This is a genomic window from Planococcus glaciei, assembly GCF_900099655.1.
GTDB lineage: Bacteria > Bacillota > Bacilli > Bacillales_A > Planococcaceae > Planococcus > Planococcus glaciei.
In genome coordinates, this window is sequence record NZ_FNDC01000005.1 from 69,919 (window position 1) to 93,628 (window position 23,710).

General features: G+C 48.5%; 21 protein-coding genes. 18 read left to right on the forward strand and 3 right to left on the reverse strand.

Features of this window, described 5'->3' with window-relative positions:
* Positions 1 to 68: 68 nt before the first annotated feature.
* Both BLQ32_RS08280 and BLQ32_RS08285 read right to left on the reverse strand, forming a co-directional pair.
* Positions 69 to 1,679, reverse strand: coding sequence for a glycoside hydrolase family 43 protein (locus tag BLQ32_RS08280; RefSeq protein WP_074509984.1), 1,611 nt, complete (start codon positions 1,677 to 1,679; stop codon positions 69 to 71).
* A gap of 241 nt (positions 1,680 to 1,920) precedes the next feature.
* On the reverse strand, positions 1,921 to 3,123 hold the full coding sequence (locus BLQ32_RS08285; protein ID WP_074509985.1) for an ROK family protein: 1,203 nt from the start codon (positions 3,121 to 3,123) through the stop codon (positions 1,921 to 1,923).
* A gap of 250 nt (positions 3,124 to 3,373) precedes the next feature.
* On the opposite strand from BLQ32_RS08285, the gene BLQ32_RS08290 reads away from it, so the two are divergent.
* From BLQ32_RS08290 to BLQ32_RS08300, 3 genes are all read left to right on the forward strand, one after another.
* The gene (locus tag BLQ32_RS08290; RefSeq protein WP_036802051.1) at positions 3,374 to 4,669 is read left to right on the forward strand and encodes an extracellular solute-binding protein; all 1,296 of its coding nucleotides are present in this window, start codon (positions 3,374 to 3,376) and stop codon (positions 4,667 to 4,669) included.
* Between the two features lie 103 nt (positions 4,670 to 4,772).
* Positions 4,773 to 5,651: a carbohydrate ABC transporter permease gene (locus BLQ32_RS08295; protein ID WP_036802053.1), complete on the forward strand. Its 879-nt coding sequence runs from the start codon at positions 4,773 to 4,775 to the stop codon at positions 5,649 to 5,651.
* A gap of 14 nt (positions 5,652 to 5,665) precedes the next feature.
* Complete coding sequence (locus BLQ32_RS08300) at positions 5,666 to 6,487, forward strand: carbohydrate ABC transporter permease (RefSeq protein WP_074509986.1); 822 nt, start codon at positions 5,666 to 5,668, stop codon at positions 6,485 to 6,487.
* A 57-nt stretch (positions 6,488 to 6,544) separates the two neighbouring features.
* Here BLQ32_RS08300 and BLQ32_RS08305 read toward each other — a convergent pair whose 3' ends face one another.
* On the reverse strand, positions 6,545 to 7,174 hold the full coding sequence (locus tag BLQ32_RS08305) for a YesL family protein (protein ID WP_074509987.1): 630 nt from the start codon (positions 7,172 to 7,174) through the stop codon (positions 6,545 to 6,547).
* Positions 7,175 to 7,471: 297 nt separating this feature from the next.
* Between BLQ32_RS08305 and xylA the strand changes: the two genes are divergently transcribed.
* From xylA to BLQ32_RS08375, 15 genes are all read left to right on the forward strand, one after another.
* The gene (xylA, locus tag BLQ32_RS08310) at positions 7,472 to 8,809 is read left to right on the forward strand and encodes a xylose isomerase (protein ID WP_074509988.1); all 1,338 of its coding nucleotides are present in this window, start codon (positions 7,472 to 7,474) and stop codon (positions 8,807 to 8,809) included.
* 34 nt (positions 8,810 to 8,843) lie between these two features.
* Positions 8,844 to 10,343, forward strand: coding sequence for a xylulokinase (xylB, locus tag BLQ32_RS08315; RefSeq protein WP_074509989.1), 1,500 nt, complete (start codon positions 8,844 to 8,846; stop codon positions 10,341 to 10,343).
* Between the two features lie 93 nt (positions 10,344 to 10,436).
* A complete protein-coding gene (locus BLQ32_RS08320; protein ID WP_074509990.1) occupies positions 10,437 to 11,420 on the forward strand; it encodes an aldo/keto reductase in 984 nt (327 codons plus the stop codon).
* Positions 11,421 to 11,656: 236 nt separating this feature from the next.
* Complete coding sequence (locus BLQ32_RS08325) at positions 11,657 to 12,754, forward strand: ABC transporter ATP-binding protein (protein ID WP_036802067.1); 1,098 nt, start codon at positions 11,657 to 11,659, stop codon at positions 12,752 to 12,754.
* A 116-nt stretch (positions 12,755 to 12,870) separates the two neighbouring features.
* On the forward strand, positions 12,871 to 13,869 hold the full coding sequence (locus BLQ32_RS08330; RefSeq protein ID WP_074509991.1) for a Gfo/Idh/MocA family protein: 999 nt from the start codon (positions 12,871 to 12,873) through the stop codon (positions 13,867 to 13,869).
* Between the two features lie 58 nt (positions 13,870 to 13,927).
* The gene (locus BLQ32_RS08335; protein WP_074509992.1) at positions 13,928 to 14,986 is read left to right on the forward strand and encodes an aldose epimerase family protein; all 1,059 of its coding nucleotides are present in this window, start codon (positions 13,928 to 13,930) and stop codon (positions 14,984 to 14,986) included.
* Positions 14,987 to 15,089: 103 nt separating this feature from the next.
* Positions 15,090 to 16,070 (forward strand): LLM class flavin-dependent oxidoreductase, encoded by a 981-nt coding sequence (locus tag BLQ32_RS08340; RefSeq protein WP_074509993.1) that lies wholly within the window; start codon positions 15,090 to 15,092, stop codon positions 16,068 to 16,070.
* 57 nt (positions 16,071 to 16,127) lie between these two features.
* Positions 16,128 to 16,262 carry a hypothetical protein gene (locus tag BLQ32_RS20125; protein WP_280513353.1) on the forward strand — a complete coding sequence of 45 codons (135 nt, stop codon included), beginning with the start codon at positions 16,128 to 16,130 and terminating at the stop codon, positions 16,260 to 16,262.
* Positions 16,263 to 16,577: 315 nt separating this feature from the next.
* On the forward strand, positions 16,578 to 18,050 hold the full coding sequence (locus BLQ32_RS08345; protein ID WP_175557092.1) for an aldehyde dehydrogenase family protein: 1,473 nt from the start codon (positions 16,578 to 16,580) through the stop codon (positions 18,048 to 18,050).
* Positions 18,051 to 18,185: 135 nt separating this feature from the next.
* A complete protein-coding gene (locus BLQ32_RS08350; protein WP_074509994.1) occupies positions 18,186 to 18,923 on the forward strand; it encodes an SDR family oxidoreductase in 738 nt (245 codons plus the stop codon).
* Between the two features lie 243 nt (positions 18,924 to 19,166).
* Positions 19,167 to 20,123: a sugar kinase gene (locus BLQ32_RS08355; RefSeq protein WP_139150519.1), complete on the forward strand. Its 957-nt coding sequence runs from the start codon at positions 19,167 to 19,169 to the stop codon at positions 20,121 to 20,123.
* A gap of 18 nt (positions 20,124 to 20,141) precedes the next feature.
* On the forward strand, positions 20,142 to 20,762 hold the full coding sequence (locus tag BLQ32_RS08360) for a bifunctional 2-keto-4-hydroxyglutarate aldolase/2-keto-3-deoxy-6-phosphogluconate aldolase (protein ID WP_074509995.1): 621 nt from the start codon (positions 20,142 to 20,144) through the stop codon (positions 20,760 to 20,762).
* A gap of 15 nt (positions 20,763 to 20,777) precedes the next feature.
* On the forward strand, positions 20,778 to 21,854 hold the full coding sequence (gene uxuA, locus BLQ32_RS08365) for a mannonate dehydratase (RefSeq protein ID WP_074509996.1): 1,077 nt from the start codon (positions 20,778 to 20,780) through the stop codon (positions 21,852 to 21,854).
* Positions 21,851 to 22,687, forward strand: a complete 837-nt coding sequence (locus BLQ32_RS08370; RefSeq protein ID WP_074509997.1) for an SDR family oxidoreductase — start codon at positions 21,851 to 21,853, stop codon at positions 22,685 to 22,687. The genes uxuA and BLQ32_RS08370 overlap by 4 nt, the downstream gene beginning before the upstream one ends.
* 4 nt (positions 22,688 to 22,691) lie before the next feature.
* Positions 22,692 to 23,699 carry a LacI family DNA-binding transcriptional regulator gene (locus BLQ32_RS08375; RefSeq protein WP_074509998.1) on the forward strand — a complete coding sequence of 336 codons (1,008 nt, stop codon included), beginning with the start codon at positions 22,692 to 22,694 and terminating at the stop codon, positions 23,697 to 23,699.
* Positions 23,700 to 23,710 lie beyond the last annotated feature (11 nt).

Here is a 23,710-nt window from a genome sequence, read left to right on the forward strand (position 1 = left end):
AGCAGTTGGGCATATTTAAGCCGAACTTGGGCATATCGGGATAAAAGTCGGGCATAAATGCTTCCAGCTTATTCGTTCGCTTTGTAGATAAAGTAATCAAAATCAGCTGGCAAGTTCTGGCCGGACGTATCCTGGCACTGCATGCCGACAAATGCGCCGGTAAAGAAGCCGCCGCCTTGGATGTAATCGTCCGACAGCTTATGCGAACCGAACTTTATTGGAATCAAATTCCAATTCTCGCCGTCGAATGAATAGGAATACTGGTAAATGTCCGCTGCGACATCCACTTTCATATGCACATAATCCACTTCGTCCGGAATGGTGATTTCATTGCCTTGCAAAGGCTGGTCGAAGGAGAAGTTGTCGCACACCATAATATCGAGGATGCGTCCTTTTTCTTCATGCCACGTAATCTGCAAAGCCGTCCAGTTTTCGGTGTTGTAGTAGTTGACAAGGCCCGCCGCCTGCTGGAACGTATCCGGATTGAAGGCCACTTTCGTTTCCGCCGTAAAGTGGAAATGCTGCCAGCGTCTTGCAACGAAGGCCTGGGTGAATTTCGACGTCAGCGATTCTTTGCCGCGCAGGCGCAGATGGCCTGGATTCTCTTTCAACGAAACAATGTTTTCGCCAAGCGGAATGCGCAATGTCTGGAAATGCGGATTCAAAGTTTCCGAATCGAAATCGTCTTTTTCCGGGAAATCGGGTTCCCACTGGACTTCTTCGATCGCCGGCCCTTCGATTTCAAGTGAAGGGGCGTTGCCGCCGACGACATACGGCCAGTCGTTTTTCCATTCCACACGCTGGATGGCCGTTTCACGCCCAAGCGGGCAGAAGCCGCGCGGGTCAAGCAGGGCTTGGCCGGCTCTCGATAACGGGCGTCCTGTCAAATGCACCAGGAACCATTCGTCGGTATGCGTCTGGACAAGGGATGCGTGCCCCGATTTTTGCAGCGGGTTTCGCGGTGAGAAAAACGACGTGATCAACGGGTTTTCCGGATGCACTTCGTACGGTCCACGCAACTCTTTCGAGCGGGCAATCGTCGCCTGGTGATCGTATTTCGTGCCGCCTTCAGCCGTCAATAAATAATAATAGTCGCCGATTTTATAAAGGTGAGGAGCTTCAACAAGCGCCACATCGGTTCCTTTGAAAATGATTTTAGATTTGCCAATGAGCCTTTGTTCCTCAACGCTGTATTCCTGTAGCGAAATGCCGTAAAAGTTATGATGGCCCATGCGGTGGTCCCAATACATATTCACGAGATATTTCTTGCCGGATTCGTCGTGGAACAGGGAAGGGTCGAAGCCGGAGCTATTCAAATAGATTGGTTCTGACCACTCGCCGTCAATAGTGTCGCATGTCACGAGGTAGTTGTGGCAGTCTTTCCACTGGCCTTCGGTCACTTTGACGTCCGTGAAAATGAGCCAGAACTGGCCGTCGCTATAAGAAAGGGCTGGAGCCCATACGCCGCCGGAATTCGGGTTGCCCATCATATTCAACTGGCTCAGCCGGTTCAAGGGACGCGAAATCAAACGCCAGTTTTTCAAATCTTTCGAGTGGTAAATGCCGACGCCGGGGAACCATTCAAAGGTAGACACGGCAATGTAATAATCTTCTCCTACCCGGCAAATGCTCGGGTCCGGGTTGAATCCTGTTAAGATGGGATTTTGAATCGTTGTCATTTTTCGTCACCCTTTATGCAGTATTTTGGAAGCCCGCCCATTCCAATATGTAAGTGCTTACAACAATCAGCGGAAAAAGCACCCGAAAAAAAACTAACTCGCGATTTCATCTTTCTTTCAAACGCTAAAGCGTACCGAAAAGGAAAGGATGAATATCGAAAATTAGCAATTCTTCTAAGTTATATTCGATCATACACTACTTAGTCTAATGAGTAAACTAAGTAGTCTGAACCTTTTTTTATTATCGCAGGACCAATTTCGGCTGCATGCAGACGCTTAAAAAGTTCTCGATGGAGAAAGCGGCTACGCCAAGAGCGGTGGAAAGCGTGCTAAGCTCCGAGAAGTTGATTTGCAGATCATTCTGCTGGAACCAAAGCGCCTGGTTCGCGACCCGGTTCGTCAAGGATTTTTCCAGCCATTCTTTCGATGTTGCCATCCGGTTGCCGATGATCACTTGCTGCGGGTTGAATGTATTGATGATGTTGTTGATGCCGACGCCTAAATAATCGCCGGTCTGCTCGAACAATTCAATGGCTTGTTCATTTCCTTGCTCGGCAAGCTTCAACAGGTCCGATAAATCAAAATCGGCTTGTTCCGGGAAGATGCCCATTTTTTCGGCGCGGTCGATCAACGCTTGCTCTGACGCAAACAGCTCCCAGCAGCCTTGGTTGCCGCAGCGGCATTTCAGGCCATCAACCTGGATTGTCATATGGCCCATTTCGCCTGAAAATCCGTTGGCCCCTTTATACAAAGAACCGTTCAGGATCAACCCGACGCCGATGCCGATTCCGGCCGAAACGTAAATGATGTTTTCGCATTCTTTGCCGGCTCCGAATTTTTTCTCGCCGTAAGCGCCGGCATTCGCTTCGTTTTCGATAATGACCGGAAGATCGTATTTCTCCTCCAGCACGTTTTTCAAGTTCAGGTTTTTCCAGTTCAAGTTTGGCGCTAGGAGAATTTCACCGCCTTTGTCGACAATACCCGGTACGCCGACGCCGATGCCGACGATGCCGTGAGGGCTTTCGGGAGCGGCAGCCATCAGTTCATCAATGGTTTCGAATAGTTTTGCTTCAATCGCTTCATAGGACATTTTCTTGTAGCGGGCTTCTTTTTGGCTGACGACATTTCCTTCTAGGTCAGACAAGATGCCCAGCAAATAATTGACGCCTAGATCGATGCCGATGGTATAGCCGGCCGTTCCGTTGAACAGCAGCATGACGGGCCGTCTGCCGCCGCTTGATTCTCCGGGGCCGGACTCAAAGATCAAATGGTCTTCCAATAAGTCGTTGACGAGGGAAGAGACGGTGCCTTTGTTCAAACCGGTCTGGCTGGCGACGGCCGCCCGTGAAATCGGGTAGTCATTTTTGATTTTGTCGAGCACCAAAGATTTATTTCCTTCTTTTACAACATGATGGTTCCACGTTTGGTTCATGCCTATTTTCATCTGGCTCAGCTCTTTCTATAGTGGTTTAGATGGATCATTACCTGGTAAATACGCCTTCTTTGCCTATACGGGTTTGCTTCTATTGATTAATTTAAATCTAACAAACCCGCTGTTATAAAGACAGTATAACCTAAAAATAAAACTTTGTTTATCCACTAGACTAACAAGCTTCCCTTTGCTATAATGAAAACGCATACAACAATTATTCAGAAAATTGTTGTAACAACACACACGAGATGGGGGAGAAATAATGAAGTTTAAGAAACCGCTTACAATCGCTTTGTCCGCAGTTGTTTCTACAATGTTGTTGGCAGGATGTTCGTCCGACGAAAAAGAATCAGCAAATGCAAATGGGGATACTGAAATAAAATTTATGCACCTATGGCCTGAGGGAAGTTCGAAAAAGCATTATGACGTTGTCAATAACATCATTGCCGATTACGAAAAAGAAAACGAAGGCGTGAATGTAGATTTGGAAGTGTTGAGCAACGAACAATACAAAGACAAGCTTCGTGTTCTCTCCACCTCAAAAGAATTGCCGGATGTCGGGCTTACTTGGTCAGCAGGGTTCCTTGAGCCGTACGTTGGCGGAAACATGTTTGCACCGCTTGACGATGTAATCGAATCAGATTTGAAAGATGCGTTCGTTCCAGGGACTGCCGAAGCGTATGCTTTGGACGGGAAAACTTATGGTCTTCCATTAGAACTGAACATTGTAACGCTTTACTATAACGATAAAATGTTCAAAGAGCACGGCCTTGAAGCACCAAAAACGTATGAAGAATTATTGAATGTCGTGAAAGAATTCCGTGCAGACGGCGTCCAGCCGATTGCTTTAGGAAACCGCGATTCCTGGACAGGATCTATGTGGTATATGTACTTGGCTGACCGCATTGCCGGTGCTGAAGGTTTGAACAAAGCCATCGACCGTTCTGGCAGCTTTGAAGATCCAGCGCTTGTGAAAGCGGCTGAAGAAGTGCAGACGCTTGTCGATGCTGGCGCATTCGTTGACGGCTTTAATGGCCTTGCCGATGAAGAAGCGAAATCGATGTTCATGAGCGGCCAGGCGCCAATGTACTTGATCGCAACATGGGATCTTCCGAACTACACGACAAACGAAGATGTACCTCAGGAATTCAGAGATTCCGTACAATACTTGAAATTCCCGACTGTTGAAGGCAATGGCGACATGAACAGCTATGTCGGCGGACCAGGGGTTGGCTTGTTCGTTGCTGAAGACTCTGAAGTAAAAGAAGAAGCAAAAGACTTTGCTGCTTACTTTGTAAAAGAGTGGGGCGAAAAAGCGGTTACGGAAGCTGGCGTAATTCCGGCAACAAAAGTGGACGCTGAGTCACTGGATCTTCCGCAAATGTACACGGATATCTTGAACGAGCTTAACAATGCAAGCAACATCACATTGTTCGCAGATGTTCAAATGAGCCCGGGTGTCGCACAAACGCACTTGGATTCCATCCAGGCATTGTTCGGGAAAGAAATGACTCCGGAAGAATTCGGAAAAGCCCATGAAGATGCGCTTTCCAAATAAGAGACAGTAATTTCATTTTGGCAAATTACAGCAAGGAAGAAGGGGACAGATCCTGCATGTTGGATTGTCCTCTTCTCCTTTCTAAGATATGGAGTTGAATGTGATGAACAAAGTCATGTCCAATAAATTATTTATCGGATTTTATATTGCGCCGGCTCTGTTGCTGATCACCGTACTGATCTTTATTCCACTCGGCTTGTCCGGATACTACGGATTGATGGAATGGGACGGCATTGGCGCAAAGACATTTATCGGACTGGATAATTATATTGCAGGGATTCAGGACAAGCTGTTTTGGAACAGTGCGCTGCACTCGTTTTTGCTGGCCCTTTTCTCAGCATTGAGCTTGGCCGTTTATTTGGTTGTATCGTTCATTTTGGCTTCGAAAATCAAAGGCGCGGATCTGCTGCGCAAAATCTATTTGATTCCGATGCTGTTATCCTCTGTAGCGATCGCCCAGCTTTGGGTGAAAGTCTATAACCCTTCGAATGGTATTTTAAATGCGTTTCTAGTCCAGATTGGAGTGGAAAATCCGCCCGCTTGGCTGGCGAATCCATCGATTGTGCTGTTTGCGATTTTCGTGCCGATTCTTTGGCAGTATGCCGGGTTCTACATCTTGATCTATTATGCGGCATTGAAAAACATTCCGGAGTCGCTCATTGAAGCGGCGCGCATTGACGGGGCAACGCCTTTCCAAATTGCCACGCGGATCAAACTGCCGCTGATCAAAGAAGTCGTCAGCGTCACCATCGTCTTGGCGATTGTCGGTTCATTGAAATACTTTGACTTGATTTACGTTATGACGGCCGGCGGACCGAATGGCGCCAGTGAAGTAATGGCGTCTTATATGTACAAACTGGCTTTCTCCAGCTATAACTTCGGATACGGCAGTGCCATCGGGTTCCTGCTTTTGATCATCACGTTGATCGTGACGTTCATTATCCGAAAAGCAACCGAAACAAAAGAAAGAATCGAATATTAAGAGGAGGGCTATAAATGAAGCGCATTGGTTATTTACTTCTCTATTTGTCCCTGATTGTCGTAGCGTTATTCCAGATCCTCCCGCTCCTTTGGCTGTTCGCCTTCTCGCTTAAGAGCAACCAGGAAATCTTCGCCGGATCGCCGTTCGCTTTGCCGACGGAATTCCGTTGGGAAAACTACCAGAAAGTTTGGGAAGGCGGCATCAGCACGTATTTCTTCAATAGTGTGTGGATCACTTTAGCGGCTATTATTTTGACGGTGTTGTTTGCCAGCATGGCCACGTTCGCGATTACGCGCATGAGATGGAAATTAAGCGGTTTGGTGCTTGGCATGATCATGGTCGGCTTGATGATTCCGATCCACTCGGCATTGATCCCGCTGTACAGCATGTTCTTGAGCGTCAACTTGATCGACAATCCGCTGGCAATCGTCCTGACGTATACGGCGTACAACCTGCCGATCACGATGATGATTCTGCTCGGCTTTTACTACACCTTGCCGCATGAAATCGAAGAAGCGGCAATCATTGACGGCTGTTCGGTGAACCGGATGTTCTTCCAGGTGATCCTGCCGATGACGACGCCGATTATGGCAACAACCGTTGTCATCAACATGATCTACAACTGGAACGAATTCGTTTTCGTCAACACGTTCATCAGCTCCGAGAAATACAAAACTTTGACAGTCGGCATCCAAAACTTCATCGGCCAGTACATGACCGATTGGGGAGCAATTGGAGCAACACTGATCATCAGTGTGCTGCCGATTATCGTGGCGTTCATCTTCTTCAGCAATAAAGTCGTGGAAGGCATTTCTTCCAGCGCTGTGAAAGGCTGAGCCCAGCAAAAAAGCTTCACCCGATCCAGGAACCGATTCCTGTTGGGTGAAGCTTTTTTATTCGCTGGAAACTTGTCCGCTCCTTTGCTGGGCTTTATCGAAAGCGTGGAGGCAAACCCACATCGTAATGAACGCATACAAACTGCCGCCGAAAATAACTGCAAGCGCCGGAACGAGCTGCATGATGAAAAAGAGCGGCACCAGACACAGCAGAATAATCACACTGTGGAGCGGATTGACGAGCATGAGCAAAAACGCATTCTTAATCACTTTTCCCGGCTTCATGTCAAAATGCACGAAGGTCGGGAAGAGGAAGAACAGGAACAACAGAAACAGCAGCATAAAAGCGAATAAGGGAACGTTCGTCCAGCCTAACCCGCTGCCGCCGTTCGCCTGGATGAACAGGATATCGATGGCAATAAGAGCGGCGATGCCGGCGACAAACAGACCGACCACATTGCTTTTCCAAAAATCTTTCCGGTAATAGTCCCAAAACGTTTTCAATACCGGGTCATCCGTGTTGCCCCGCAGCCATTGCCGGGTGACGGCGAACATGGCAGTCGTGGCCGGGAAAAGACCAAAAACCACAGCACCGAGCAAAGAAAACAAGATCCATAACAAGTTCACGTAAGCAAACCGGGTAATCCATTCTGTCACGCTATAAATAAAACCTCTGGTAGAGTTCATTTGAAACCGCCTTTGTTTGGATGATTTATTTTATTATACAAGGACAACAAGAGAATTGCCTTTACCGGTATTCGTTAAAGTAAGGCGACATTGAGTAATCATCCTGTCTTCACTGTAGCAGCCAATTCAAATTACTAAAATAACAATTTTCACATTATTTTTGCTAAAAACTTAGTTTAATCAATAGACAAACTAATTGTATATTGTTATAATCTTAAATGAAAGCCTTTACATTTAATTTCTTTTTAATTATCGGTTTATGGGTAAATAAATATAAAACATTGGAGGCAAAAAACTATGGCATATTTCCAGAATATTAACAAAATCAAATTCGAAGGTGCTTCTTCCACGAATCCATTCGCGTTTAAATTCTACAATCCGGAAGAAAAAGTCGGCGACAAAACGATGGAAGAAATTCTGCGCTATGCAGTTTCTTACTGGCACACATTCACAATGGATGGCTCGGATCCTTTCGGCGCCGGTACGATGAACCGTGCTTGGGATAAATACTCCGGAATGGATTTGGCGAAAGCGCGCGTTGAAGCTTCTTTCGAATTCTACAATAAACTGGACGTTCCTTTTTTCTGCTTCCATGATGTAGATATCGCACCAGAAGGCAGCAACTTGAGAGAATCCAACCAGAACTTGGATGCCATCGTTGGCATGATTAAGGATTATATGAAAGACAGCAAAGCGAAATTGCTTTGGAATACGGCGAACAACTTCACGCACCCGCGCTTTATTCACGGAGCAGCCACTTCAAGCAATGCAGATGTCTTTGCTTATTCGGCAGCGAAAGTGAAAAAAGGCTTGGAAATCGGGAAAGAGCTTGGCGCTGAAAACTATGTGTTCTGGGGCGGCCGCGAAGGCTACGAAACGCTTCTTAACACGAACATGAAATTGGAATTGGATAACCTGGCTCGCTTCTACCACATGGCAGCGGATTATGCGAAAGAAATCGGATTCGATGGCCAGTTCCTGATTGAACCGAAACCAAAAGAGCCGACAACCCACCAATACGATTACGACGTGGCAACGGCTCACGCATTCCTGCAAAACTACGGTCTTCAAGACCTGTTCAAATTCAATATCGAAGCGAACCACGCAACACTTGCAGGACATACATTCGAGCATGAACTTCATTATGCCCGCATCAACAATATGCTTGGTTCAGTTGATGCCAACCAAGGCGATCCGCTTCTTGGATGGGATACGGATGAGTTCCCGACAGACCTTTGGACAACGACGCTTGCAATGTACGAAATCCTTCAAAACGGCGGACTTGGCCGCGGCGGGTTGAACTTCGATGCAAAAGTGCGCCGTGGTTCATTCGAGCCGGAAGATTTGTTCCATGCCCATATCGCAGGGATGGATGCATTTGCAGTCGGCCTGCGCGTAGCACAGAACTTGATCGATGACAAAGTGTTGGAAAACATTCTTGACGAGCGCTACAGCACATACAAAGAAGGAATCGGCCTGGATATCGTTTCCGGCAACACGGATTTCCACAAACTTGAACAGTACGCATTTGGCTTGACGGACATCAAACAAACTTCCGGACGCCTTGAGCAAATCAAAGCAACAATCAACCAGTACTTGCTGCAAGCTTTTGCGAAAACAGCAAGCTTCAAATAAGCAATAAGTTTGAACAGGCAGGAGAGCGGTCGCGATGAAATATGTTATTGGAGTAGATTTAGGAACCAGTGCAGTCAAGATTTTGCTTGTCGACCAACTTGGTGAAGTTGTCCGCAGCGTCTCAAAATCATTTGCACTGATCCAGGAAAAAACCGGTTACAGCGAACAAAACCCGCAGGACTGGGTTGAAGGGACAACCGCCGGATTGTTCGAACTGTTGAGCGGCTGGAACGGCCGCGCTGAAGACATCGAGGGCATCAGTTTTTCAGGGCAGATGCACGGGCTTGTGTTGCTGGATGAAAACAACGAAGTACTGCGCCCGGCCATTCTTTGGAATGATACACGGACGACGGCACAGTGCCAGCAAATCTACGAGGCAGTTGGTGAGGAGCGCTTGCTCGAAATCACTAAGAACCCGGCGCTTGAAGGCTTTACATTGCCGAAACTGCTATGGGTAAAAGAGCATGAGCCGGAAATCTACAGCCGCGCGAAAGCCTTCGTGCTGCCGAAAGATTATTTGCGCTACAAGATGACCGGCCAGCTGCAGATGGAGTATTCCGATGCAGCCGGCACACTCCTATTGGATATCAGCAAAAAAGAGTGGAGCACGGAAATCTGCAGCTTACTTGAAATTGATCCATCGCTTTGCCCGCCGCTTGTTTATTCGCATGAAGAAGTCGGTACGGTTAAAATGGATTATGCAGAAATCACCGGATTAAGTTCTGCGACACGCGTTTTTGCCGGCGGAGCGGATAATGCCTGCGGCGCCATCGGTTCAGGAATTCTGGAAGACGGCAAAACCTTGTGCAGCATCGGAACATCTGGTGTAGTTCTGTCCTATGAAGCAAGCGACGACAAAGATTTTGAAGGCAAAGTCCATTACTTTAACCATGCGGCACCGGATGTTTTCTATACCATGGGTGTAACGCTTGCAGCCGGCTATAGCCTGACTTGGTTCAAGGATGTCTTTGCGGCCGATGAATCATTCGAAGATTTGCTCGCCGATATCCATTCGGTTCCGGCAGGGTCAAACGGGCTGTTGTTTACACCGTATTTGGTCGGTGAACGGACGCCTCATGCAGATGCGGCCATCCGTGCAAGCTTTATCGGCATGGACGCTTCGCATCAACGAAAAGACTTTGCGCGTGCAGTGCTTGAAGGGATCACCTTCTCTTTAAATGAATCCATTGATATTTTCCGCCGCAGCGGCAAAGAAATCGACACCATTGTTTCGATTGGCGGCGGAGCACGCAATGAAGACTGGCTTCAAATGCAAGCCGATGTTTTCAATGCAAAAATCGTAAGGCTCAACAGCGAACAAGGTCCAGGCATGGGAGCCGCAATGCTCGCAGCGTTTGGATGTGGATGGTTTGCCACATTGAAGGACTGCGCAGACCAGTTTTTGAAAGAAGACCGCCAGTTCCAGCCGATTCCATCCAACGTGGAAACGTATAAAAAACTGTTCGCCATTTATCAGGACGTATACGGCCAAACAAAAGAGCTGAATAAAAAACTTTTGGAGTTCCGTAAGTAGTCCATTAAAATAAGAGTCTCAACTTTCTGTTGAGGCTCTTATTTGTAAAGATATCAATTGTTTTAAAATATGGAGATGTGGGAGTGTGGAGAAATGAATTATCGTCAGATTGGCAGCACCGATTTAAAGGTCAGTGAACTTAGTTTTGGCACATGGGCAATTGGCGGTTCGTGGGGAACCACGAATGACCAGGAGTCATTGAAAGCACTGGATTACGCAATGGGCGAAGGCGTCAACTTTTTCGATACGGCTGACGTATACGGAGATGGCCATAGCGAAGAGCTTCTGGCGAAGGCGACCAAAGGCCGCCATTCTGAAATCCACATTGCCACGAAGTTTTGCCGGGCGGGAGACATACATGACCCTAAAACCTATTCCATGGAAAGCGTCACGAAATATTGCGAAGACAGCTTGAGACGGCTGGAGCGCGAGCAATTGGACTTGTTCCAGATCCATTGCCCGCCGATTGAAATCCTGCAGGACGGCCAAGTATTTGAAGTGCTTGACCGCTTGAAGGAACAAGGGAAAATCCGCTACTACGGCGTCAGCGTCGAGACCGTAGAAGAAGGCTTGCTGTGCCTGAATAATCCGAATGTCAGCAGTTTGCAGGTCATCTTTAATTTATTCCGCCAGAAGCCGCTGGAAGAATTATTCCCGAAAGCCAAAGAACAAGGTGTTGGAATCCTGGCACGCGTGCCGTTGGCCAGTGGATTGCTGACAGGGAAATTCAAGGCGAATGCCGAGTTTGAGGCGGACGACCACCGCAATTTCAACCGCGACGGCGCCGCGTTCAATGTCGGAGAAACATTCGCAGGACTGGAATTCGCCAAAGGCGTTGACCTGAGCAGCCAGTTAGGCTGGATTGCAGACGGCCGCGGCAATATGACCCGCGCTGCATTGAAATGGATTTTGGAGCACGATGCCATTTCTTCAGTTATTCCAGGCTTTAAAACAGTCAAACAAGTACAAGATAACTTAAAAGCACTCGATGCCAAGGACTTCACTGCAGAAGAACTGGATAAACTGGCGAACTTCTACCAACAAGAAGTCCATCCGGCCATTCGAGGACCTTATTAATAGAAAAGCAGAAGCTCCTGGTTAGCCCCGACGAGCGCTGGAGGGCTTAGCGTGAATGGCGTTCTTTGCCATTCGGGATAAGGCCGAAGCGACCTCGAGGGGCTAGGAGCTGCAGCTGGACAAGAAAAGCGGAAGCTCCTGGTTAGCCCCGACAAGTGCTGGAGGAGCAGCTTTTTTAAAAACCGGAAGCCTAGTCAGAAATATTACACAAGCAAAGCAAAACGGGAGGGAATAGAATGGCAGACTTGCAATTGAAGAACGTGAAAAAGGTATACGACAAAGGGGTAGTTTCAGTAAAAGATTTCAACCTTGAAATCCGCGACAAAGAATTCCTGGTACTGGTCGGCCCGTCCGGCTGCGGAAAATCGACGACGCTTCGCATGATTGCAGGGCTTGAAGATATCTCGGAAGGTGATTTGTTTATCGGCGGCAAACGCGTCAATGACTTGTCGCCGGCAGACCGTGATATCGCAATGGTATTCCAGAACTATGCGCTTTATCCGCATATGAGCGTGTACGACAATATGGCGTTTGCACTGAAGCTGCGGAAATTGAAAAAGCCGGAAATCAAAGAGCGTGTAGACAACGCCGCGAAGATTCTGGGTCTGGAAGAATATTTGACGCGCAAACCGAAAGCGCTTTCTGGAGGGCAGCGACAGCGTGTGGCATTAGGCCGTGCGATTGTCCGCGATGCCGAAGTGTTTTTGATGGATGAGCCGCTTTCCAACTTGGATGCGAAACTTCGTGTGCAAATGCGTGCGGAAATCCAGAAACTCCACAGACGCCTGCAAACGACTACGGTTTACGTGACGCATGACCAAACAGAAGCGATGACGATGGCGACGCGCCTTGTCGTGATGAAAGATGGCTTGATTCAGCAAGTGGGGACGCCGAAAGAAGTATACGATGAGCCGAATAATGTTTTTGTTGGCGGTTTTATCGGTTCGCCGGCGATGAATTTCCTCACCGGCAAACTGGAAGGCGAACATTTCGTGATGGACACAGTAAAAGTCCGGGTTCCGGAAGCGAAATTGAATTTATTGCGTGAGCAAGGCTATAACGGTAAAGAAGTGATTCTGGGGATCCGTCCGGAAGACATCCACGATGAGCCGCTATTCCTTGATCACTCGCCGGGAACAAAAGTGCGTGCATCGATTGAAGTGGCTGAGTTGATGGGATCGGAAATCATCCTTTATTCGAATGTCGCCGGACAGGACTTCATCGCGCGAATCGATGCCCGTTTCAATGTGGAAGCAGGGCAGACGATCGACGTGGCGTTTGATTTGAATAAAGCGCATTTCTTTGATCAGGAAACGGAAGCCCGCATTAAATAAGAGGTTAGCAAGAAGCGGTAGCTGTCTTGAAATTGAAACCGCTGAAGAGCTGGAAATAGCTCTTTGGCGGCTTTTTTTGTTACGATGACTAAATCACAGCTGGAGGGAGATTCGAGATGAAAAAAGTTCGTTGGGGCATCATCAGTACAGCCAATATTGCACAGACGCAATTGATTCCGGCCATTTTCCGGTCAGACAATGCCGAAGCGGCAGCGATTGCAAGCCGCAGCAACAAGGTCCACGGCGTGGCGGCAGCGCTGAACATACCAAAAGCATACGAAAGCTACGAAGAACTCTTGGACGACCCGGAAATTGACGCGGTTTATATTCCGCTTCCGAATCACTTACATAAAGAATGGGTGTTAAAAGCGGCCGCAAAAGGCAAGCACATCCTTTGCGAAAAGCCGGCCGCCCTGAATGCGAAAGAAGCAGCGGAAATGATTCAAGTATGCCAGGCATCGGACGTCAAGTTCATGGAAGCGTTCATGTACCAGCTGCACCCGCAGCATGCGCGCGTCAAAGAAATCATGGCTTCCGGTGAAATCGGCGACGTCAAACTGATCCGCTCCAGTCATTCGTTTTACCTGGAAAACCGGGAAAGCGATATCCGGATGGATAAATCGATGGGCGGCGGTTCCATCTACGACCTTGGCTGCTACTCGATTCAGGCTATCCGCCACCTGACCGACGCCGAACCGGTGGAAGTGCAAGTTGTCTCCGGAAGAGATGCGGCTACAGGCGTCGACATGCTGTCCAGCGCTTACCTGGTGCTTGATAACGGCATGACCGCCATTTTTGATTGCAGTTTTGATATGGTGAGCCGCAACGAATACGAAGTGGTCGGCACAAAAGGAACCATCAAAGTGCCGTATGCTTTCCGTCCGGACATCAATGCCGGCATGGGGCTGGTGATTGTCGAAACCGACGGCACGGTGCGGCAGGAGAAGATTTACGGCGACCTTTACCGCTTGGAAGTGGAGCATTTTTCTTCGGCAGTGTTGGACGGTTCGGAGCTTGTGATAACGGCTGAATCAACCATTCAAAATATGCGGGTAATCGATGCCTGCTACAAAGCGAGCGAAACCAGAGAGACGGTTTCGTTGAACGTAGATTGAGTTTAATTTCCGGAGAAGTTGAAAAAGTTCGACGGACCATGAGAAAGGAATGAATGGAATGGAAGTGCAACAGCGTTTATTCGGCCATCTGGAGGGGCGTCCGGTAACTTTGTTTACCGTCCGAAACGCCAATGGATTTCAGGTGTCGTGCATCGATTGGGGCTGCATCATTACGGAAATACAGGCTCCAGACCAAAACGGCAAACTGGAAAATGTCGTCCTTGGTTTTGATACGCTTGAAGAGTACGGCAACAATCCGCATTTTTTAGGAGCAGTGGCGGGCCGTTTTGCCGGCAGGATCAAAGGCGGCGCTTTCAAGCTGGACGGCAAAGACTATCAGCTCGCAGCGAACGCCAACGGCCATCATTTGCACGGCGGCACTAAAGGCTACAGCCATGTGCTTTGGGATTCGCATGTCATTCAGAGTGAAACGGAAGCCCGCATTGAATTTACATATTTGAGCCCGGACGGTGAAGAAGGCTATCCGGGAAATCTCGAACTGAAAGTGACCTATGCAATTTCGGACGATGCGAATGATCTTCTCATCAGTTATTCTGCTCTTACCGATGAGACGACTTTAGTGAATCTGACCAATCACAGTTACTTCAATTTGAGCGGCGATTTGAAGGAAGATGTCTTAAGCCATCGACTGACGCTCGACAGCAGCGAATTTCTGGAACTCGACGAAGAATTGATTCCAACAGGGGAAGCGATGCAGGTCGACCGCTCGGTGTTTGATTTCCGCGAAGGCCGAAAGATCCACGACGGAACAGTATCGGGCGACCCGCAAAATCTTCAGGCCGGCTGCGGGTACGACCATCCGTTTCTGCTCGATCGCAACCAGCAGGAAGAAATTGTGCTTGAACACGAAGCAAGCGGCCGGAAGCTGACCGTCGAGACGACGGAACCGGCAGTCGTGCTGTATACGGGCAACGGCCTAGAAGGCCCCGGCGTATACCGGGGAACGAAAGCGTGCAATTACTTGGGGCTATGCCTGGAAACACAAGGCTTGCCGGATTCAATCCATCATCCGCATTTTCCTTCTGCCGTATTGAAGGCAGGCGAACGCTACACGAGCGAAACCCGTTATTCGTTTGGCGTTATGAATAAAGCGTAATAGGCTATTGTCAGCGCCGGCTCCCATTGCTTGGGAGTTGGCGCTTTTCTTTTGTTTTCGGTATGGTAGGAAGAGTAAAAAGATAAAGAAAAGGGGGAGTCCGATGTTTGCACTGAATATCCTGGACTACTCGCCGATCGATGAAGGGTCTTCGGCGCGCGAAGCCCTGCTTCAGACGACCGAACTGGCAAAGCTTGCCGAAAGCATGGGCTATAAACGCTTTTGGGTAGCGGAACACCATAAAGTCATGTCGGTTGCCGGCAGCACACCCGAAATGCTGATGATGCATTTGGCGGCTTCGACTTCGTCAATCCGGATCGGCTCGGGCGGCGTGATGCTGCCGCATTACAGTGCCTATAAAGTGGCTGAGAACTTTCGCATGCTTGAAGCGCTTCACCCGAACCGCATCGATCTTGGCATCGGGCGTTCGCGCAGCTATTTGAAAGTCAATCAGGCGCTGAACGGCAATAAACAAATTTCGTATGACCAGCAAATAGACGATTTGCAGCAATATCTGACAGACTCCGGTGAACTAATTGCCACACCAGTTACGGAAACAGCACCGGAACTGTGGCTGCTCGGGACAGGCGGAGGCAGTGCGGAACTGGCAGCTGAAAAAGGCACCGCTTACGCGTATGCCCATTTTGCCCGCCCTGCTGCATCCGGAGTAGAAGTGGTGAAAACGTACCGCAACAGCTTCCGGCCGTCGAAACTGTTGGACGAGCCGAAAGTCATCCTCGCGGTGTTTGCGGTTGTTGCGGAAACCGCCGAGGAAGCGGAAGAAATCGCGAAAGCTTTTGATTTGTGGTTGCTGTTTGTGGAATCGGACATGCCGCCTCCGTATTACCCATCCATCAAAACGGCAAAAGCGCGCGGTTTTAGTGCGCGCGAACAGGAAAAAGTCGACAAGAACCGCCAGCGCATGATTATCGGCGATGCCAAAAGCGTGAAGGCGGAAATCGAGCGTGTTGCCGAACAGTTTAAGGCCGACGAAGTGACAATCATTCCGAATATTTCCGGTGCAAAAAACCGGATGAACGGCACCCGCCTGCTCGCTGAAGCTTTCGGCCTTTCCAAAAACTGAAACCTTTCTTGCTGATCCGCGTATTATGAATAAATTCGGTTGAAGGGGAGACGGCGGATGGAGAAAAAGAGGCGAAAAAAAGAGAAGAAGGATCGCTGGTGGATTTGGGATGTGATTGAATTCTTTCTTGAGCTGCTGGATCTTCTTCTGTATATTCCAAGGATCATCATTCGGGTCGTACGGGAATTTTAAAAGCTTTGTAAAGTTAAAAAACGTTCAAAAACGGTTATCCGTTTTTGAACGTTTTTTCATTTTTTGAAGCAGCGCAAACAAATCCTGAAGACGACGAATAAATCCTCAGCAACGCGAATAAACCAGCCCGAAAATAACACTCTCTTGTCTGGCTCTTGCTGAAGAAAAGAACAGCGGATCCATCCCAGGAACCTCTGCGGCGTTTTAAGTTTCCGGCTTAATGGGTAGAGATAGAGACGGAATAAATGAGCAAGCAGCTTGTCCGGCACAAACTTTGCGCTGAAAGCTGTTAAACCAAAAGGAGTGTTAATTAACATGATTACAACCGACTTTACACAGCTTTATTTTGAAGGGAAATGGCAGAACGGATCCAGCGACAATAAGATGAAAAACACGAATCCTTATTCAGGAGAAGAACTCGTGACGATTCAGGCAGCTGACAAAGATGATTTGGACCGCGCCTATAAAGCAGCGGCGGAAGCACAAATCGAGTGGGCGAAGGAATTGCCGCAGAACAAGCGCAAAGTTTTGGAAAAAGTTGAAGAGGTCATGACGGAAAACAAGGAGCTCATTATCGACTGGCTGATCAAAGAAGCTGGCAGTACGTATATGAAAGCAGCGACGGAATTTGGAGCAGCTTTGAATGTTGTAAAAGAAGTAGCGGCATTTCCGTTCAAGATGGAAGGCAAGATTTTGCCCTCCCAGACGGCTGGCAAGGAGAACCGGATTTACCGCAATCCGATCGGGGTCATTGGAGTCATCAGCCCGTGGAACTTCCCGTTCCATTTGGCGATGCGCTCGATTGCACCCGCTTTGGCAACGGGCAACGGCGTCGTGGTGAAACCGGCAACGGACACTCCTGTGACCGGCGGACTGCTGTTTGCGAGCATTTTTGAAGCGGCGGGATTGCCGAAAGGCCTGCTGAATGTCATCGTCGGACGCGGTTCGGAAATCGGCGACGATATCGTCAAACATCCGATTCCCCGTTTGATTTCGTTTACGGGGTCGACGCCGGTCGGAAAGCGCATAGGCGAACTGGCGGGCGGCAACCTGAAAAAGACGGCGCTTGAACTTGGCGGCAATAACGCCTTCATCGTACTGGATGATGCGGATATCGATTACGCAGTCAATTCAGCGTTGTTCGGCAAGTTTTACCACCAGGGCCAGATTTGTATGGCGACTAACCGGATTCTTATTCATGAAGACCGCTACGAAGAATTTGCTGAGCTTTTTGTAGCCCGCGCGAAGAAATTGAAATACGGCAATCCGGCGGAAAAAGATACGCATGTCGGGCCGCTGATCAACCGGGACCAGGCCGACCGCATTTTGCAGGATATTAAAGAAAGCGTGGAACGCGGAGCGGAATTGCTGCTTGGCGGCGAATGCGACGGAAACGTCATGCAGCCGACGGTACTCGGCGCAGGCACAAACGATATGCCAATCGCAGAAAACGAGATTTTCGGACCTGTCGCTGTGCTCATTCCATTTAGCAGCGACGACGAAGCAGTGGAAATGGTCAATGCCTTCCCATACGGCTTAAGCGGCGCCGTTCATTCTTCCAATATTGAACGCGGCACGCAATTCGCCCATAAGATCAACACGGGCATGATCCACGTGAATGACCAATCGGTAAACGATGAAGCACATGTTCCGTTTGGCGGCGAGAAAGAATCCGGCCTTGGCCGTTTTAACGGAGACTGGGTGCTGGAAGAATTCACGACGATGAAATGGATTTCTGTCCAGCATACGCACCGTGATTACGGTCCGTTTATTGAAGGGCTGAAATAAAGGCAAAACGATGAGTGCCAAAGGCAAGTATAGCGCCATTATGAATTTGTTGAATGGCCATTTACAGCCTTTTCTAACAAGGTTAAAGTGAAAAAGGACACGAATGATTTATATGGAAATGGAGCTGGAATACCAATGGCAACAAGCAAAACGGCAATTATAACAGGTGCAAGCAGCGGCATCGGGCAAGCGGCTGCAAAAGAGCTGGCAGGCAGAGGATTTGCCGTCATGCTGGCAGCGCGCCGGGAAGATCGCCTCGTGGAACTGAAAAAAGAAATCGAAGAAGCGGGTGGACAGGCAGCGTATAAAGTGACGGACGTCACTTCATCCAAAGAGATGAAAGCTCTGGCGGAAGCGGCCATCGAACAATTCGGCCAGATTGACGTGCTGGTCAACAACGCTGGGCTGATGCCGTTGTCTTATATGAATAAACTGAAGATTGAAGAATGGGACAAAATGGTCGATGTGAATATCAAAGGTGTGCTGTATGGCATCGCTGCCGTTCTTCCGCATATGGAAGAACGCCGGGAAGGGCATATCGTCAATATTTCGTCGGTTGCCGGACATGACGTTACCCCTGGCAGCGCAGTTTACAGCGGAACGAAGTTTGCCGTCCGTGCCATTACGGAAGGCTTGCGCCAGGAACTGAGCCCTGATATGAACATCCGGGCGACGATTGTATCACCGGGGGCAGTCGCTACGGAATTGACGGATACGATTACCGATCAGGACATCCTGGACGGTTTTGCAAGCGGCAACCCGATGAAGTTTTTGGAAGCGGAAGACATCGCCCGTGCCATCGGCTATGCAGTCGAACAACCGGATTATGTCGACGTCAACGAAATTCTGATTCGCCCGCGCCAACAAAAATAAGAATAAGTTCCTAGAAGCTGCAGATTTTCTAATTAACTTAGAAGATTTTGCAGCTTCTTTTTTTAGTTAAAAGCCTGATAGCTCGCAGTGCTGGAAGTTTTCGACGAGCTGTAGCAAATGGTTCATTTTACAGAAAATTTAAAGATGCCTTGATTTTGAAAGCACTTTCACATATAATTCTACTAAACCGATTTAGTAAACCGATTTATTGAATTTATATAGACTGTGAGAGGGGTAATTGAGTTGTTGAAGACTTATCGTGTTTTTACATTGGGTGATGCGTTGATCACGTTCAATCCCTCTGAAACCGGACCGCTTCGCTATGTTCCGGCCTTTACGCGCAAAGTGGGCGGCGCGGAATTAAACTTTGCGATTGGGTGTGCACGTTTAGGGCTGCATACCAAATGGGCAAGCCGTTTAGGCGGAGATGAATTTGGCCGTGTGATTTATAATTTTGCACGCGGTGAAGGCGTCGATATGGAATATGTGGAATTTGTTGAAAATTATCCGACATCGCTGAATTTCAAGGAAATTCGCGAAGACGGTTCTGGAAAAACTTTTTATTACCGTTACCAGTCGCCGATCTTGACGCTGGAACCGGAAGACATGACAGAAGATTTGTTTGCGGACATTGATTTGATTCACCTGACCGGTGTTTTTCTGGCAATCGATCCGAAAAACCTGGCGATTGCCAAACAGGTCTTGGCCATAGCTAAAGACAAAGGAATTAAAGTGTCGTTTGATCCGAATATCCGTTTGAAGTTGTGGACGCTTGAACAAGCAAATGCAGCGTATCAGGAAATCTTCCCATCGGTTGATATTTTACTGACCGGGCTCGATGAAATCGACATGATTATCGGAGATTCTGCCGAAAGCGCTTTGGAGAAATTTGCAGCTGAATTCAATATTGAGCAGCTGGTCATCAAAGACGGCGGCAATGGTGCAAAGCTTTACCGGGACGAAACCTGGTATACGAAAGAAGCATTCAAAGTAACGCCAATTGACACAGTTGGAGCAGGAGACGGCTTTGATGCCGGCTATGTCTACGCCATGCTTCACGGCTATTCGCCGGAAGAGGCGCTGGAGTTTGCGAACGGAGTTGGAGCGCTGGTGACGACCGTATCCGGCGACAACGAAGGGCTTCCGTATTTAGAGGAAGTGCAGGCTTTGATCCGCAACGAAAAGATCGTTGAACGTTAACCAGAGGAGGAAGACCAGATGTTGAAACACGAAGTTTTATCCCGGCTTACTGAAACAAAAGTGGTGGCAGTGATCCGCGGCGGCGATGCAGAAGAGGCGATCACCTTATCGAAAGCGGCAGTGCAGGGCGGCATTCCAGCCATCGAATTGACGTATACGACGCCCCACGTGCAGAAGGTTTTTGAAGCTTTGGCGGAAGAAGACGTCCTGCTTGGTGCAGGAACTGTCCTGGATCCGGAGACTGCGCGCCACGCGATTTTAGCAGGGGCTAAATTTGTAGTCAGCCCCCACTTCAACGAAGAAATTGCGACCGTGTGCAACCGCTACGGCATCCCGTATTTGCCTGGCTGTATGACCATCCGTGAGATGGTGAAAGCTCTGGAATCCGGCAGCGACATCATTAAATTGTTCCCGGCGAACAATTTCACACCTTCCTTCATCAAATCAGTCAATGGACCGCTTCCGCACGTGCGCATCATGCCGACCGGCGGAATTAACTTGAACAACATTCAAGACTGGTTATCGGCTGGAGCAGTGGCAGTCGGAATCGGCAGTGATTTGAACAAAGCATACGCAGCCGGCGGATTTGACGCCGCTGTCGAATTGAGCCAAAAATACATGCAGCAAAGCGCGCAATAAAAAGGAGTGGCACCGATGAACATGACATTTCGCTGGTACGGCAGAGGCAACGACACCGTAACCTTAGAACACATCAAACAAATTCCAGGCGTCAAAGGCATCGTCTGGGCACTTCATAACAAGCCGGCCGGAGAAATCTGGACAAAAGAAGAAATCAAAGATGAAGTAGAATACATCAAATCTCACGGGTTCCACATAGATGTCGTAGAAAGCGTCAACGTCCACGAATCCATCAAACTGGGCAATGCAGAACGCGGCCGCTACATTGAAAACTACAAAGAATCAATCCGCAACTTGGCGGAGTTTGGCATAAAAGTGATTTGCTATAACTTTATGCCGATCTTCGACTGGACGCGCACTGAGATGTTCCATCCGCTTGAAGACGGTTCAACGGCGCTGTTCTTTGAAAAAGCGAAAGTGGACAACATCGATCCAAAAGAACTGGTACGGGAAGTCAGCGAAGCGTCTGATTTGACGCTGCCAGGCTGGGAACCGGAAAAACTGGATCGCATCACCGAACTGTTCGATGCGTACAAAGAAATCGATGAAGCCAAACTGTGGGAAAACTTAGCATATTTCTTGAAAGAAATCATTCCCGTTGCAGAAGAAGCCGGCATCCAAATGGCAATCCATCCGGACGATCCGCCGTTTTCAATCTTTGGTCTGCCGCGCATTATCACAGGGGCAGCAAGCTATGAGAAATTGATTGAAATTTCGGATTCGCCATCCAATGCATTTACGATGTGCACAGGTTCAATGGGAGCGAGCCCTTCCAACAATATGGTGGAAATTGCCGAGAAATATGCAAGCCGTTCGCCATTCGCCCATATCCGCAATGTAAAAATCTACGACAACGGTGATTTTACGGAAACTTCCCATTACACACAAGACGGCTCAATCGATGTCAAAGGTGTAGTCAAAGCATTGCATGAACAAAATTACACAGGCTATGTACGGCCTGACCATGGCCGCCACATTTGGGGCGAAGTATGCCGTCCGGGATACGGCTTATACGATCGGGCACTCGGCATCATGTACCTGCTCGGCTTATGGGATGCTTACGAAACAAAAAGAACGGAGGAGTCCCGATGATTCCCATTCATGAAAACCTGAAAGGCCGCGTTGCGGTCATCACAGGCGGCAGCGGTGTATTGTGTTCCGAAATGGCACGTGAACTGGCGCGCCAAGGCGTCAGCGTCGCAGTGATCAACCGGACCGCTGAAAAAGGCGAAACCGTCGCCAAGGAAATTACTGAAGCAGGCGGCAAGGCGCTGGCGATCCAAGCCGATGTTTTAAACCGCAGTGAACTGGAAAGCGCAAAAGACGCCGTACTGAAAGCATTCGGCAAAGTCGATATCTTGATCAATGGCGCAGGCGGCAACCACGCCGATGCCATTACCGGACCCGAACTTCACGAAGAAGAGGCGGAAGGGAAATCGTTCTTCGATTTGGAAGAAAGCGGATTCAGCAATGTTTTTTCGCTCAATTTTACAGGCACATTTTTGGCTTGCCAAGTGTTCGGAAAAGAATTGCTGAAAAGTGAGGCTCCTGCCATTGTCAATCTTTCCTCCATGAGTTCGTATGCACCTTTGACAAAGATTCCGGCATACAGTGCGGCGAAAGCGTCGATCAATAATTTCACCATGTGGATGGCAGTCCATTTTGCAGAAACCGGTTTGCGCGTCAACGCCATTGCTCCCGGATTTTTCAAAACGACCCAAAACAAAGACTTATTGGTCGATGCAGACGGCAACCTGACTGCCCGTTCACAAAAAATCCTGGCAGCGACTCCGATGAAGCGCTTTGGCCAGCCTGAAGATTTGCTGGGCGCCTTGTTGTTCCTGGTGGATGAGTCGTATTCTTCATTTGTAACCGGTACCACTCTGGCAGTCGATGGCGGCTTTATGGCCTATTCGGGGGTTTAAGCTTATGGCGAAAAATATAACCATTGCCCAAGTAGCGGAACAAGCGAAAGTATCCAAAAGCACCGTCTCCCAGTATTTGAACAAGCGCTATGAATACATGAGTGAAAGTACGCGCCAACGAATTGAGGCAGCTATTGAAGAACTGAACTACCACCCGAATAGCATCGCCCGCAGCCTAAAACAGAAATCGACGTATACGGTAGGGGTCATCGTCGCCAACATTCTTCACTCGTTTTCAACGCAGATTCTGCGGGCCATTGAAAACAATTTCAATGCCAACGGGTTCCATATCATTATCTGCAATGCAGACGATGAGCCGGAAAAAGAACGGAATTATATCGAGATGCTGCTGGCCAAACAAGTCGACGGCCTCATCATTTTTCCGACAGGCGGCAATTTGGATCTTTACGAACAAATGAACAAGCAGAATTTTCCTGTCGTCTTCATGGACCGGAAAATTGATGGACTTGAAGTCAATACCGTCATGCTCGATAACCATCAGGCTTCAAAATTGGCGATTGATGCTTTTGTTGAAAGCGATTACAAGAGGATTTCCATTATTACAACTTCCATCATCCGCAACACGAGTCCGCGTGTGGAACGGATTGAAGGTTACCGGCAGGCACTCGAAGCACATGGAATTCCGGTCCGGGAAGAATACATCCGGACAGCTGATGCAGCCAATATCCAAAATGAGTTGAAAAAGCTTTTTGCATTGGAAAGCCCTCCAGAAGCGATACTTGCCGGGAATGACAGAGTTCTGCTCGAAGTGCTGAAATACATGAAAGAACATCAACTGGTCATACCCGATGATGTTGCTGTTATCGGCATCGATGAAGTAGCCTTCGCCAGTTTTTATACACCGCCGCTTACGGTGGTCACCCAGCCGGCAATCGATATGGCCGATAAAGCTACAGAATTGCTGCTGGAACAAATCAAATCAGAAAACAAAACAGCCAAAACTGCCATACATCGATTGCAGCCTAGCTTGATTAAGAGAGGTTCTTGTTAATTTGATTGGAA